We start from the raw sequence: 14,199 nt of genomic DNA on the forward strand, positions 1-14,199 counted from the left end.
AAACAAAAATTAAAGCTTGAACAGTACATACTAAAAGCCAAACACTACAGACTAACCACTAAAAACGAAGTATAAACCACTAAAACAAACAATCATAGACCCATTAGAATACATAGAACTTGTCTTTACAGATTATACCCTGAGAACCATTACGTTAGGGACTGCCATTTTAGGAGCTGTATGTGGCATGCTCGGTAGTTTTGCCGTCCTTAGAAAGCAAAGTCTATTAGGAGATGCCATCTCACACGCCGCATTGCCCGGTATTGCTATTGCATTTCTAATCACAGGAACAAAAGACAGTAGCGTGTTGTTAATCGGAGCACTGATCAGCGGACTCTTAGGTACATTTTGGATTCGTGGAATTACCACAAAAACGCATTTAAAATCAGACACCGCATTAGGGTTAATATTATCCCTCTTTTTTGGATTTGGAATGTTGCTCCTTACTTTTATTCAAAAGCAACCCAATGCCAACCAAGCGGGTTTAGATAAATACCTTTTTGGGCAAGCAGCAACACTCGTAGAAAGCGATGTTTGGCTTATGGCTATCGTAACCGGTATCTGCCTAATTATTTTACTTCTCTTCTGGAAAGAATTTAAAATCTTATTATTTGATGCCGATTATACCAAAACGCTAGGTTTCAATACAAAATTTATAGATATCTTAATTACCACATTTATTGTGCTCGCTATTGTATTAGGCCTGCAAACGGTGGGTGTAGTTCTTATGAGCGCTATGCTCCTAGCTCCTGCCGCTGCTGCAAGACAATGGACCAATAGTTTGAGTTTTATGGTGATTCTCGCAGCAATTTTTGGTGCGTTTGCTGGTGTTTTTGGTACGGCAATTAGTGCTAGCCAAACCAACCTTTCTACCGGACCGGTAATTGTTATTGTAGCCGGTGTATTTGTACTATTTTCTTTTATCTTTTCTCCAAGCCGTGGCTTACTTTTTAAACAAATACGAATTATTAAAAACAGACGTGATTTAGAGTTACACAAAACCTTAGCTTTCATGTATCATATAGCGGAAACTCACGATAATATTTCGCACCCACATGCCATTAAAATATTAAATAATTTTCAAGGATATACCACTAAGACTCTAAAGGAATTAGTGCAAAAAAATTATGTGACCATCAAAGGGAACATGTGGAGTTTAACAGATGAAGGCTTTAACGTAGCATCTAATTTATACAACCAACAAAACGCTAAAGATGAGTAGCTCACAAATAGAAATTCAGCTTATTGCTAGTATTGTAGCCATTGCTTGTGCTATTCCAGGAACTTTTTTGGTATTGCGTAAAATGGCCATGATAAGTGATGCCATCAGCCACTCTATACTCCCAGGTATTGTTATTGGATTCTTTATCACGCAAGATTTAAATTCGCCCTTACTCATTATACTTGCCGCATTAACCGGAATACTAACCGTGGTACTCGTTGAATACATCCAGAAAACAGGCTTAGTAAAAGAAGATACGGCAATTGGGTTGGTCTTCCCTATTCTATTCAGTATTGGTGTTATTCTAATTGCTAAAAATGCAAACGATGTACATTTAGATGTAGATGCCGTTCTTCTAGGAGAATTGGCTTTTGCACCTTTTGATCGTATGATTATTGGGGGGACAGATATTGGCCCAAAATCACTGGTAATCATCGGTAGTATTCTAGTACTTACAATTATCCTTCTTATTGCTTTTTTTAAAGAATTAAAAATCAGCACTTTTGATGCTGGTTTAGCAGCTTCGTTAGGCTTTTCGCCTACCATAATCCATTACGGATTAATGACGGTTTCGTCAGTGACTACCGTTGGAGCTTTTGATGCCGTCGGGGCTATCTTGGTAGTTGCTTTGATGATTGCACCAGCTGCAACCGCCTATTTACTAACAACCGATTTAAAGCGTATGTTACTGTTGGCCATTGTTTTTGGGGTTACAGGAGCTATTGCTGGCTATTGGCTAGCCCATTTCCTAGATGCTTCCATTGCGGGTTCTATAACTACCATGTTAGGTATTATCTTCTTTTTAGTATACTTATTTGCCCCTAGCAAAGGGGTCATAGCGGTAATCTATCGGGAGCGGCAACAACGTACAGAAGTTTCCCTGCTTACCTTTTTATTGCATTTAAAAAATCACCAAGAGGAAGAAGAACGCCATGTTAATCACCTCAACGAACACATCAACTGGCAGAAAGTCCGTAGTAAGACAGTTGTAGAACTTGCACAAAAAAATAATATGATTCTTATTGATAATGGGGTAGTTTCCTTAACAGCAAAAGGAGAAGAATTTACGTCTCTTGCTATTGATTATATTATTACGAATGAGGATGCTAAAATTGAGTATATGAAGGATGATTTCTTTCTATTTAGGGGGTAACGGTTTTCTGTATGGTTAGTTCCGTGGCTAACCAACTAATTTAGTAAACTAAAACGTGACAGAGAAAATGCCGAAGGAATTTTCTAAATAAGAACTAGCCAAAGTAATTAATTATACAGGTTGTTGTCTGTATTTTTTTTATATTCAGTAATTTTGTATTTTAGAAACGTGGAAGAACAAGGTTACATAGAGTTAAGAGTGACGAATAAGGATAATACCTTAAGTCCTAAAAACATTGATATTAATGAAGTAAAAGACTTTATATCAGATGTAGAATCCTTCTTGTATCCAAATCGAAAAGAGAAACAAAATCGACCACATATGTCTTATGACATAGAAGAAGGGTCTGCCAAACATAAATTCTTTTTACCAATCACTGCGGTAATATTATTTAATGGATTAACGAGTGAAATCAAAAGCAGGAATAATTTAGACTTTTTAGATTATAAAAGGCAATCCATAATTGATAAATTTCAAAAAAAGGCTGTTAAAGATGGTTATATAATTGAGTTTAATAATTCGATTGCAAAAGAGTCATCTTTGGTTATAGATTATACCACAAATTTCATAATGATTGCACCAACTTTTTATGAAAGTGAATTTTATCTTTATGGTGAAATCTATCAAGAAGGCGGGAAAAATCCAAATTTACATATAACTACCAATAAATATGGTAATCTCACAATTGCTGCTACTAAAGAACAGATAATGAATGGTGAGAAAAAAACTTATAAGCCTTTCGGAATTAAAGTACGTGGTAAAAAAAGTCTTGAAGATGATAAACTATCCGATTTAGAATTAATTGAGTTTATTCAATACAAACCGGTTTTTAATAAATCGCTTTTAGAAAAAGTGATTGAAAAAGCATCTGTCAATTTAAGCAAAATTACAAATGTTGATGCTTGGATTGATGACCTAAAAACAGATGGAATATGAAGAGAATAAGTAGTGTTCTTTTAGATAATTCTTTTTGTATGCGATTATTGAAATCGGATGATGAGTTTCACCAAAATGCAAAAGATTATTTTGAATACTTTCTTGAAAATGGAATAGAAATGTATCTCTCCACTATTGTAGTTAGTGAATATGCTGTTGGAGATAACCCAGATAATTTACTTTCACTTAATGCATTTAGATTATTAGAATTTGATTATGCAGATGCTAAAATTGCAGGTGGCTTTTTTTTAGAACTCAAAGGAAATGAAACATTAAGGGAATCCGAGCAAAGAAAAGTTATAATCAACGATATTAAGTTATTCTCTCAAATTCATAATAGGAAAATTGAGGCTTATATCACAAAAGATAGAAAATCGTTAGGGAAAATGATTGAGCCTTTGGGAAAATCACATAATTTAAAATTTGAGTTTATTGATTTAACCATTCCTCTTAATGATAAATTAGGAAGATTGTTTTAATCTCATTCTTAAATTTTATTCTGGTGTTTTTAGATCAAAAAGCCCTTCGAATGAAGAGCTTTTATATAATTGAATGCCTTATAGTATGGCTATACTTCTAAATTGAACCTCATACTATCTAATAATAACTTAACCCAAACTATCTGTTCATTTTTTTCATCGATAAAAAAAAGAACCAAACCTGCCGGCAGGCAGGCGGGAAAATCTAGGCTGACGAAACTTAGTCTAAATTTTTCTATCAATCTCCTGAATTTCAGGAACTCGCTTTTAACAATCAAGAAAAATAAAACCTAGCGTTAAGCTCAAACAGCCTGAAATTACCACGGATATTTCAATTCAAATTTCACGACAAATTTTCGATAGGCCGTTCCTTAATTCAACTAAAAATAACAATCAGACTTTCTTACTTATTACTTTGTACTATCTACTTAATACTAAAAAGCCAACTGTCAGTTCGCGTGGTTTTCAGTAGAAAATTGTATCAAAAAATTTTTACTACTCTAAAACTTCTCGATACGAATGATGCATCCGCTAGCGCTACTTCATAATTCACTCGAAGTGACAACACCCATTACCTCAATAGTACCACTGGAATGTCAGTTCGAGTGATTTTCCATAGAAAATTGTATCGAGAACTTTTTGAAACGCGACAACTTCTCGATACTAATAATGCATCCGCTAGCGCTACTTCATCATTCACTCGAAGTGACAACACCCATTACCCCAATAGTACCACTGGAATGTCAGTTCGAGTGATTTTCAGTAGAAAATTATATCGAGAACTTTTTGTTACTCTAAAACTTCTCGATACTAATGATGCATCCGCTACCGCTACTTCATCATTCACTCAAAGTGACAACACCCGTTACCTCAATAGTACCACTGGAATGTCAGTTCGCGTGATTTTCAGTAGAAAATTGTATCAAAAAAATTTTGCTACTCTAAAACTTCTCGATACTAATAATGCATCCGCTAGCGCTACTTCATCATTCACTCGAAGTGACAACACCCGTTACCTCAATAGTACCACGGGAATGTCAGTTAGAGTGATTTTCAGTAGAAAATTGTATCGAGAACTTTTTGCTACTCTAAAACTTCTCGATATTAATTATGCATCCGCTACCGCTACTTCATCATTCACTCGAAGTGACAATATAGTATTTTTTGATAGTAAGAATGCTTGTTCTCTAGCACTGCTTCTAGTTCACACTTAATCTGAAGTAAAACCTCAACAGTTGTTTTTAAGCTAGTCTAATTCCTCCGCTAAAACATTAATAAGAATTTTAGTTTTACTGCGTAGGCTCTTTGCATGGTCAAACTGAATTTGTGTTTGTAACATGCGATCTATAATACTATTCTGGTATTCTTTATCGGATAGCAAACCAACATAATCAGACTTGGCTCCATACTTCCATATATTATCGTATTTTGGATCATTATTGGGCAACATATCTGCCAACGAAATATACTTTTCTAAAACGGGTTTGAGTCGGTTTGCTACAATTAGTTTAATCTTAGCATCTTGCTCTTTAAAATTCTGAATCTTATTTGGATACATGATGATTAAATCTTTCAAATCTGCACTATCTATAAACTCAAACTTTGTAGTATTGATGATGGAATTTATAGCGCCATCTAATAAACTTACTTCTTTATCTACTACATTGATGATAGTGTCTTTGGTACCCTGAGTAATTTTATCTTCTGTATACCCAACATAATTCAAAGTGTTTTCTAACCGAACTATGGCACGTGGATATTCGGCTACCAAACCATTTAAAATGCGCAAATTGGTATTCAGCTCTTCATTTAAACTTTCATACACCTTCTGCTCTACTATATTGTTTTTTCGTATTTCATTTAAGTCGCCTATTTTCCACGCAATCAAGATCCCTATTACGATTAATACAATTTCACCTAAAGCATAAATGATATAAGATTTTACCTTACCTAAGGCAATCAGGTTTCTTCTTAACTTACGGAATAGCTTCATATACTTTACTTTAGATACTCCTAATCCTCCTTAACATCAACCTTAAAAAACATTGCCTTTTATATTAAAACTAGCCACTAGACACCTAGTGCACTTTACAATGCATTTGAAAAAATAAGAAGAAATGGAAATTATAGGTTCAGAGAATTGGAATTTATATAGTCTAAAAATTTACTTTTATATTGCTCCGAAATGGTAATACGCTGGTTATTTATGAGGATCTGACTTCGCTCTACAACCTCAATATTCTTTAACGAGACAATAAAAGAACGGTGTACCCGCATAAAACTTTCTTCGGGCAATTCTTCTTGTAATGATTTTAAACTCATCAATGTCAAAATAGCTTTTGGATTGTCTTTGATCCAAATTTTGATGTAATCTTTTAAGCCCTCAAAATACAACACATCGGCCAGTTTTATACGGAGCTGTTTGTATTCCGATTTCACAAAAAGAAATTCTTTTTCTGGCTGCTCTTTTAATTCTGGCACCACTGATACCGGTACCGTTTGCTTTTTTGATAGATCAAACCAGACCTTCGCTTTATTTGCTGCAGTTAAAAACTCTGCATAATCAAAAGGTTTTAATAAATAATCTAATGCTTCTACCTTAAACCCTTCTAAAGCATATTGATCAAAAGCTGTAGTAAGAATAAACCGCGTATTTTTAGGAAGCATTTTAGAAAACTCTAAGCCCGTTAAATCTGGCATTTGAATGTCTAAGAAAATTAAATCTACCGGTTCTTCATTTAGGTAGTCTAAAGCTTCTAATGCACTACTACACTTTTTCTTAAGTTGTAAAAATGATGTTTTTGAAACATAGGACTCCACTAAATTTAGTGCCATAGGTTCATCATCTACTATAATACAGGTAATTACACTCATCTCTTAGGTTTCTATTCTTAAATCTACACTATAAATACCATCCTTTAATTGCGTCTCAAAAGTATATTTATCGGCATACAAAAGTGCCAAACCTTTCTTTAGGTTCTGTAAGCCTATCCCCGAACCACTTTTATCCGTCGTCGTTTTAGGAAAATTTGTATTCTCAATTTTAAAAATAACCAAATTATCTTGAGTAGTCAAGCTTATTTTAATCTCACTTTCTTGGGTTGCCGAAACTCCGTGTTTAAAGGCATTTTCTATAAGCGATATAAATAACAAAGGCGCTATTTGTATTTGTGTTTCTTCCACCGGAAAACTATAACTAATCTTTGTTTTATCTGAGGTACGTAACTCCATCAAATCTATATACTTCTTCAAAAAATCTATTTCCTTACTCAAAGCAATTACACTAGTATTTGTTTCATACAACAAGTAACGCATCAACTTACTTAAACTATGTAAGGTAGATTTGGCTTGCTCTGGTGCAACGTCTACCAAAGAATATATATTATTTAAAGAATTAAAGAAGAAATGCGGCTGTAATTGGTAGCGCAAATGCTGAATCTCTGTTTGTAATTTTAAAGTTGCCGCCTCTTTAGTTGCTTTTTCTATCTTCACCCAGCGCTCCGTAGTTTTTAAAGCTACAGCGAAGGCTATAGGAACGATGGTAGCTATAATATTAAAATAGATTGACATTTCTTTACGTGGCATTTTTCTAGTCTCTTCGCTATTAAGGTCCAGCCATTGGTCAAAATAAAAAGCTTTTAAGTGTTCTCTCAACAAAATAGAAACCCCGATAATAATCACGTTAATGCCAATAAATTGAAGCAATTTATTGGAGAACAAAAGCTTATCAATAAGATACAGGTAATTGATATAAAATATAATCCCATAGAAAAACAAGTGCACCCAAGAGCGTATAAAAGTCTTTAACAACACTTGATCTTGTGTAGCATCTAGCGTAAGTAAAAAATAAGGCAAACTAAACAAGATAAACCATGCCAGAACATGCAATACAGGTAGTAGTACTTTATTATTTATGGGCATATTAAAAAATCTATTATTCATATCTCATTGCTGCTATAGGATCTAAGGCTGCTGCTTTACGTGCGGGGTACCATCCAAAGAATATACCTGTTACGGCACATACCGCAAAAGAGATTATTATAGACGATGCCGTAACACTTGTAGGCCAATGCAATACTGTTTCAATGATAAAAGTAGTGCTTAGTCCTAAAACTACCCCAATAATTCCACCTGTAATACTAATTAATATCGCTTCGATTAGAAATTGCATCAAGATATCGGCTCCTTTTGCACCTACTGCCAATCGCAAGCCAATCTCCCTGGTGCGTTCTTTTACAGAAACATACATAATGTTCATGATCCCAATACCTCCAATTAATAAGGAGATACTTGCAATAGCTACTAACAATACCGTTAGCATCTCACTGGTAGCACTAAAAGTAGAAATTAATTCTTCCATAGAACTTACTTCATAATCTGCAATGCCTCCTTTTTGCAAACCATGTGCTTCATCCATAATTTTAGTGACCTCAGCTACGGCATCTGCAGATTGATCTTCACTGACGGCAGAAGCAATTATAGATTGTAAATAGTCTATCGCTAAAATACGTTTTTGCACCGTAGTATACGGAGCAAGAACCACATCATCTTGATCTTGACCAAAAGTATTTTCTCCCTTTTCAGCCAATACGCCAATCACCATAAAGGGGATATTGTTAAAGCGAATCATCTTCCCTACCGGATTTTCTCCATTCGTAAATACATTCTCTACGACCGTTTGCCCAATAACAGCAACCTTTGCTGCCGAAGAAACCTCAGCATTGGTAAACATACTTCCATTTTCTATTTCCCACACTTTGATCGACAGATAGTCCGGATTCACCCCATAAATACTAGAAGGCCAGTTCTCTGCGCCATTAATCACTTGTCCGCTACCATCTACTTGCGGAGAAACATAGGTAAGTAAACTGGATTCTGATGCTATTTTCTCATAATCATCAAGCGTAAGCGATTGCATTTCACTGCGGTCTAAACGTACTCCTCCTTTCTGTTCTGCATAAGGTCTTATGGTAATCATATTAGATCCCATATTAGATATTTGCGTTTTAATACTCTGTTTAGAGCCTTCACCAATGGCCAACATGGCAATCACTGAAGCCACACCAATAATAACCCCTAACATGGTCAGCAAAGCCCTTACCTTATTTAAGATAATAGCTTTGAATGATATTTTTAATAAATTTAGAATTCTCATATCAGTCTTCTTTTGGGATGGCTGCTAATTCTTCTTTAGCATTCTTAATGTTGGTATTCTTTTCGTCTTTTATAATCTGCCCATCTTTTAATACAATGGTACGCGTACTAAAAGAGGCGATATCTGGCTCGTGAGTTACAAAAATGATGGTTTTCCCTTGGCGATTCAGTTCTTGAAAAAGTGCAATAATCTCATAGGAAGTGCGGGTATCTAAATTTCCCGTGGCCTCATCTGCTAATAATACAATAGGATTATTCACTAATGATCTGGCTATAGCTACACGTTGCTGTTGCCCTCCTGATAATTGTGAAGGTGTGTGGTGCAACCGTTCTGACAAACCTACTTTTCCTAAGGCCTCTAAGGCTCTTTCTTTGCGTTCTTCTGTTGATACAGATGAATTGTATAGCAATGGCAATTCTACGTTCTCTAAAGCCGTTGTTCGTGGTAAGAGATTGTAGGACTGAAAAATGAAACCTATTTTTTCATTTCTAATTTTAGCCAGTTGATCTTTGTCCAATTCCTTTACCGATACCCCATCTATCTTATAACTTCCTGATGTAGGTTGGTCTAAACAGCCTAAGGTATTAAGCATGGTACTTTTTCCTGAGCCACTTGTTCCCATAATGGTAACAAATTCTCCTTCTTCTATCGTAAAAGAAACTCCTCTTAGGGCATGAACAACCTCATCCCCCATTTTAAATTCTCTTTTTAAATCATCTATTTGTATGGCTATCTTTTTCATACGCTTATCTTTTATCGATTTCCACGTCCTCCTGGTGGTTTTGTAGGCATAAACGGACTCTCACTATCTCCACTTGCCTTTCCTGTAGTGGCCCCAGATGCATATTTCATTTGATATACAATTACATCATTTGCAGTAACACCTTCTATGATCTCTACATTTACGCCGTCACTAACGCCTAAGGTAACCGGCTGCGGCTTAATATTTCCATTGGTATTCACCCATAATACTACAGGCTTCTCTTCAGGAGCTGCTTTCCTACCTTGTGCACGTGGTGTAGGCGTTATTCCTTTTTGCAGCTCATACGCTTGCATCAATTCTTGATTCGGTTTAAAATTAACTGCCTTTGCCGCTACCGTAAGTACCTCTTTCAATTCTACCGTATAAATAGAAATTGTAGCGGTTAAGCCTGGCTTTAATTTTAAGTCTGGATTGTCTGCCTTAATAACTACCGTATAGGTCACTACATTGGAAGTAGTGGTTGGGTTAAGACGGACTTGAGTAACGGTACCCTCAAACTCTTCACCTTGATACGCATCTACTGTAAAACTTACACGCTGCCCCTCTTTTACTTGTCCTATATCTGCTTCATCTACATCTGCTTCTACTTGCATTTCTGTTAAGTCTTTGGCAATCGTAAATAAGGTAGGCGTACTATAACTTGCTGCTACCGTTTGCCCTTCATCTACGTCTCTAGACAATACCACTCCGTTTATAGGGGAATAGATATTAGCGTAACTCAAGTTTGTTTTCGCATTCTGATAATCAGAATAAGTTTCTGAAACGGTATTTTTAGCTACCTCATAATTATACAAGGCTTCATCATAATCAGATTTGCTAATTACCTGATTGTCGTACAATACTTTCTGACGGTCATAAATAGTCTTCTGATAATTTCTATCGTTTACCGATTTATTATAATTAGCCTGTTGCTTGATTAATGTAGATTGTAAAGTGGTCTTATCCAATTCAGCAATAAGTTGCCCTTCGGTAACCACACTATTATAATCTACATAGATCTTTTCTACCACTCCAGATACTTGTGTACCCACATCTACTTGTTTTACGGGTTCTATTGTTCCTGTAGCGGTCACCATTGTCGTAACATCTCCCTTGGTTGCATTTACCGTTAGTACCTGCACTTCAGCGTTACCTGTCCCAGCAAAAAAGAAGAAATAACTTCCTAAACCAAGCGCGATAACAACTGTAGCTCCTATCCATTTTTTTGTTTTATTATTTTTCATATGTTTAAATGCTTATTTGGTTTCCTTGATAAAATTGTAATAATTGATGGTACAATAAGTTTAAATATTTTGCTTGTATGTAATTTTGTTCTGTATTGGTATAGGTATTCTGACTAAAGATTAAATCTGTAGTACTCAATGCTCCCAATTCATATTGTTTCTGTGCCAATCTATAGGATTCTTTTGCCGCATTACGGGCGATATAGGCCGCGTTTAACTGACTCTGAGTAGCTATAGTGTTTTTCCACGCCGTTTCTACTTTCACATACAAGTCTTTCTCTTCTTGCGCTAATTGCAAGGCGGCATTGTCTATATTTAGTTGTGCTTCTTGAACGGCTGCTTTTGTTTTATTCTTATTAAATATAGGAACGTTTAAGGACAAACCTACCCGTTGGTTAAAGTTGCCATCAAACTGATCGGTAAAATTTAAAGCTTGCGTAGACGTATAACCTGATCCTAAACTCCCCGTAAGTGATAAGGTGGGCAAGTATCCCCCTTTTGCAATATCTAAGGCTTTTTCTGATACCAAAACATTTGTTTTACTGGCATTTATTTCTGGAAGTATAGCTACGGCTTCTGCATATATTTCTTGTAGTTCAGGAACATTCTCTGGCAAATATTCTACCCCATCTACAATAGCAAAGCTATCTGATGATGAGAGTTCTAAAAGTTGCTTTAAACTCAGTAATTGTAGATCATAGGTATTTTTAGCCGCAATTAAATTATAGTTGTTTGTAGCAGTTTGAGATTTAGCATCTGTATAATCACGTATAGCTATGGAACCCGCATCAAAAAGCGCTTTTGCTCTCTCTTCTTCTTTCTGAGAAGTGCTTACATTGTTTTCTGCAATCTTTATAGCCCCTTTCGCATATAACAATTGAATGTAGGCCTCAGTAATATTTAAGGTGATGTTGTTCTGAGACTCTTGCGCGTATAACTGATACTGATCTACGAGCAGTTGACTTTGTTTAATTTGATTGTTAATCTGATTGCCTTGAAATAGTGTTACTGACGTATTTAAAGAAAGGGTTGTGGAGTTTATCTGCTGCGAAACAAAATCGCTCGTAATAGGGTCAATCGTATTCCCATTGGTAAGGTTCTGACTTGCTGTCCCTGATAGACTAGGTAAACGAGAAGATTTAGACTCCATTAAAGCTACCTCTGTTAATTGCTTATTAATGTTGGCTTGTTGTATTGTAATGTTATGCGCTAATGCATAAGCTATACATTCTTCTAAGGTCCAAACCTTAGCATCTGAAGTATTAGGCTGCTCTTGAGCAAAAATGCCTAAGCTAAACAGTAGCGATGCTATAAGTGTATATAGTTTCATATAAAGTGATTTTTAATTTACACTTCAAAATTGAAACTTTTACACGTATCTAGTAAACGGAATAGAAGTTCTACACTATTCTCTATACGAAAACGGATATTTTATCGATGGTTTTTCTGTGAATTTGTTTATTTTGAGGAATATGAGCCGTATAGGCCTCCCAAAAACAGGATAGTTACCAACTTTAAATGCAGACTAATAAACTATAATCCCATAAGGTTAACTAACATTTTAATCTATTAATTTTCGTAAGTCTTCCCTAATAATAGTAGCATCTAGCTGATCTGTTAATTCTATATATTTCCTTAGGCTATCTTTTTGACTAAAATAAGTATACACATGAGCTAACTGACCCGAAACACGCGCATTGTTAGGCTCAATTTTCAATGCTTTTTTAAAACAATCAATTGCTTTATTAAGCGGAGTAATTTCTTTCGTTTTATAAAATATTTGACCATAACTGATGGCCTTTGATTCCCATACTTTTGCATTAGAGGAGTTCATCCGAAGGGATTTTTCAAAATAAACTAAAGATTTTTCGAAATCACCTTTTTTCCCTAACAAGTTTCCGAATCCCCAATACACATCCGCATTTTCCTTATCCAACAACCAAGCTTGATTAAACCTTCTCATTGATAAGTCCATTTGATTTTCGTAGAAATGACCCCAAGCTAAATCAATGTAATGGATTGCAGCAATTTTTCTACTTTCAAAAACGCTATCACATTCCTTTAGAAAATCAGTGTCAATTTTTAGTTGCTCATCACATTTAGGAACTTCTCCATACATGGGCAAATCATTAATACCCTCAGGGCATTTATGCTGATTACAACTACTTAATATCGTGAGTAATAAAATTATTATGGCTTTCAATTTTTTATTTTTTAAATAGATCCTGTTCAATGTATTGCTACGAGTCTAAGTACAGATAGACTTAAATCATAAAGCCTAAATACTTAAGCCCCTAACTTCACTTTATCTTCATTTTTCATAGGCAATAGTCTTTTAGTTTGGTCCATCTATAGTTAAATCATAATCTGAAATAAACTTGTTTTTCAGATTATCAAATTGAATCGTAAACACTCCTCCCATTCTTCCAACATCACACCAAACGGTTATCTTATTTTCACTTAAATTATTAACTTCTATATTTTGATATATTAGTGTAATGACATTGCCTACATTATACTCTAAATCTTTAAAATCAATAATTTGAAAGACGGAATTATCATGTTTATTCATTATTTTTAATTTCTGCATGTTAGCCCTCACAGACGCAGCTTCTTTTTTAGAATAAACCCCCATAAAATAATAGTCTTTAAGGGCATTTAGTTGCAAAATTTCTATGTTTTCAAAGACATCTGCATCAGAAGTATCCATCAGTTTTGAAACGTATTCTAAATTTAAGGGTAATGTCTTTTGGTTTTGTAAGCTTGTCCATGTTCCAGTAACTATATTTTCAGAAAAATTGAATTCTAAAGTTGCCGTTTGTGCATCATTAAATTTTTCAAAAAGTTGAATTTTATTGTTTTTTAAATTTAAAACACCTTCTAATTGAATAGGGTTATTGTAGTGGTCATATTTGTAAACACCATTAATAGCAAAAATCTCTTTATCTTTTTCTCCAAAAAAACCTTCTGTAATCTGAATAGAAAGTGTAATAGGATAGTTGCCTACAGTTCCTTTATAATTGTAACATTGATACCAACCGGCATAGGTTTTAACTAGTCCAAGAATAGAAAATAACACCATTAATAAAAAAACTCTTTTCATCATAAACTTAATTTTAACGGTGTGTTTCATAAGACAGTCCGTTTGTTAAAAAATGACTTCTAAAAAATTACAATTTTAAGACTCATAAAGATTCCTGTTTCTAACTTTTGTTTTAACTTTTCTCTTTTAGAATTAATTCAAAAAAATCTGTGGACTTCCTTATCA

At 34.7% G+C, this 14,199-nt stretch carries 13 protein-coding genes; 4 read left to right on the plus strand and 9 right to left on the minus strand.

Annotated elements, in window-relative coordinates; genetic code table 11:
- Nucleotides 1-94 precede the first annotated feature (94 nt).
- The 4 genes from CELAL_RS19945 (at nucleotide 95) to CELAL_RS19960 (ending at nucleotide 3,790) form a co-directional block, all read left to right on the plus strand.
- Nucleotides 95-1,222: a metal ABC transporter permease gene (locus CELAL_RS19945; protein WP_013552709.1), complete on the plus strand. Its 1,128-nt coding sequence runs from the start codon at nucleotides 95-97 to the stop codon at nucleotides 1,220-1,222.
- Entirely contained in the window at nucleotides 1,215-2,375 is a 1,161-nt protein-coding gene (locus CELAL_RS19950) for a metal ABC transporter permease (protein WP_013552710.1), read from the plus strand. Before CELAL_RS19945 ends, CELAL_RS19950 begins: the two co-directional genes overlap by 8 nt.
- 168 nt (nucleotides 2,376-2,543) lie before the next feature.
- Nucleotides 2,544-3,311 (plus strand): hypothetical protein, encoded by a 768-nt coding sequence (locus CELAL_RS19955; protein ID WP_041557841.1) that lies wholly within the window; start codon nucleotides 2,544-2,546, stop codon nucleotides 3,309-3,311.
- The gene (locus CELAL_RS19960) at nucleotides 3,308-3,790 is read left to right on the plus strand and encodes a PIN domain-containing protein (RefSeq protein ID WP_013552712.1); all 483 of its coding nucleotides are present in this window, start codon (nucleotides 3,308-3,310) and stop codon (nucleotides 3,788-3,790) included. Before CELAL_RS19955 ends, CELAL_RS19960 begins: the two co-directional genes overlap by 4 nt.
- Nucleotides 3,791-5,036: 1,246 nt before the next feature.
- Here CELAL_RS19960 and CELAL_RS19970 read toward each other — a convergent pair.
- The 9 genes from CELAL_RS19970 to CELAL_RS20010 form a co-directional block, all read right to left on the minus strand.
- A complete protein-coding gene (locus CELAL_RS19970) occupies nucleotides 5,037-5,783 on the minus strand; it encodes a hypothetical protein (protein WP_013552714.1) in 747 nt (248 codons plus the stop codon).
- 131 nt (nucleotides 5,784-5,914) lie between these two features.
- Entirely contained in the window at nucleotides 5,915-6,664 is a 750-nt protein-coding gene (locus CELAL_RS19975; RefSeq protein ID WP_013552715.1) for a LytR/AlgR family response regulator transcription factor, read from the minus strand.
- Nucleotides 6,665-6,667: 3 nt separating this feature from the next.
- Nucleotides 6,668-7,732: a sensor histidine kinase gene (locus CELAL_RS19980; RefSeq protein WP_218916570.1), complete on the minus strand. Its 1,065-nt coding sequence runs from the start codon at nucleotides 7,730-7,732 to the stop codon at nucleotides 6,668-6,670.
- Nucleotides 7,725-8,945, minus strand: a complete 1,221-nt coding sequence (locus tag CELAL_RS19985) for an ABC transporter permease (RefSeq protein ID WP_013552717.1) — start codon at nucleotides 8,943-8,945, stop codon at nucleotides 7,725-7,727. The genes CELAL_RS19980 and CELAL_RS19985 overlap by 8 nt, the downstream gene beginning before the upstream one ends.
- Nucleotide 8,946: 1 nt before the next feature.
- A complete protein-coding gene (locus tag CELAL_RS19990; RefSeq protein ID WP_013552718.1) occupies nucleotides 8,947-9,687 on the minus strand; it encodes an ABC transporter ATP-binding protein in 741 nt (246 codons plus the stop codon).
- An 11-nt stretch (nucleotides 9,688-9,698) separates the two neighbouring features.
- Nucleotides 9,699-10,931 (minus strand): efflux RND transporter periplasmic adaptor subunit, encoded by a 1,233-nt coding sequence (locus CELAL_RS19995; protein ID WP_013552719.1) that lies wholly within the window; start codon nucleotides 10,929-10,931, stop codon nucleotides 9,699-9,701.
- A gap of 4 nt (nucleotides 10,932-10,935) precedes the next feature.
- Entirely contained in the window at nucleotides 10,936-12,261 is a 1,326-nt protein-coding gene (locus tag CELAL_RS20000; RefSeq protein ID WP_013552720.1) for a TolC family protein, read from the minus strand.
- A gap of 231 nt (nucleotides 12,262-12,492) precedes the next feature.
- The gene (locus CELAL_RS20005; RefSeq protein WP_013552721.1) at nucleotides 12,493-13,134 is read right to left on the minus strand and encodes a tetratricopeptide repeat protein; all 642 of its coding nucleotides are present in this window, start codon (nucleotides 13,132-13,134) and stop codon (nucleotides 12,493-12,495) included.
- Nucleotides 13,135-13,266: 132 nt separating this feature from the next.
- Entirely contained in the window at nucleotides 13,267-14,037 is a 771-nt protein-coding gene (locus tag CELAL_RS20010; RefSeq protein WP_148229721.1) for a hypothetical protein, read from the minus strand.
- Between the last annotated feature and the right edge of the window lie 162 nt (nucleotides 14,038-14,199).

Origin of the sequence: Cellulophaga algicola DSM 14237, from assembly GCF_000186265.1 — a bacterium.
GTDB classification, from domain to species: domain Bacteria; phylum Bacteroidota; class Bacteroidia; order Flavobacteriales; family Flavobacteriaceae; genus Cellulophaga; species Cellulophaga algicola.

Coding starts and splice junctions, on each gene's coding strand:
- CELAL_RS19950 (WP_013552710.1), top strand. CDS start 1,215: ATGAGTAGCTCACAAATAGAAATTCAGCTTATTGCTAGTATTGTAGCC.
- CELAL_RS19960 (WP_013552712.1), top strand. CDS start 3,308: ATGAAGAGAATAAGTAGTGTTCTTTTAGATAATTCTTTTTGTATGCGA.
- CELAL_RS19970 (WP_013552714.1), bottom strand. CDS start 5,783: ATGAAGCTATTCCGTAAGTTAAGAAGAAACCTGATTGCCTTAGGTAAG.
- CELAL_RS19975 (WP_013552715.1), bottom strand. CDS start 6,664: ATGAGTGTAATTACCTGTATTATAGTAGATGATGAACCTATGGCACTA.
- CELAL_RS19980 (WP_218916570.1), bottom strand. CDS start 7,732: ATGAATAATAGATTTTTTAATATGCCCATAAATAATAAAGTACTACTA.
- CELAL_RS19985 (WP_013552717.1), bottom strand. CDS start 8,945: ATGAGAATTCTAAATTTATTAAAAATATCATTCAAAGCTATTATCTTA.
- CELAL_RS19990 (WP_013552718.1), bottom strand. CDS start 9,687: ATGAAAAAGATAGCCATACAAATAGATGATTTAAAAAGAGAATTTAAA.
- CELAL_RS19995 (WP_013552719.1), bottom strand. CDS start 10,931: ATGAAAAATAATAAAACAAAAAAATGGATAGGAGCTACAGTTGTTATC.
- CELAL_RS20000 (WP_013552720.1), bottom strand. CDS start 12,261: ATGAAACTATATACACTTATAGCATCGCTACTGTTTAGCTTAGGCATT.
- CELAL_RS20010 (WP_148229721.1), bottom strand. CDS start 14,037: ATGATGAAAAGAGTTTTTTTATTAATGGTGTTATTTTCTATTCTTGGA.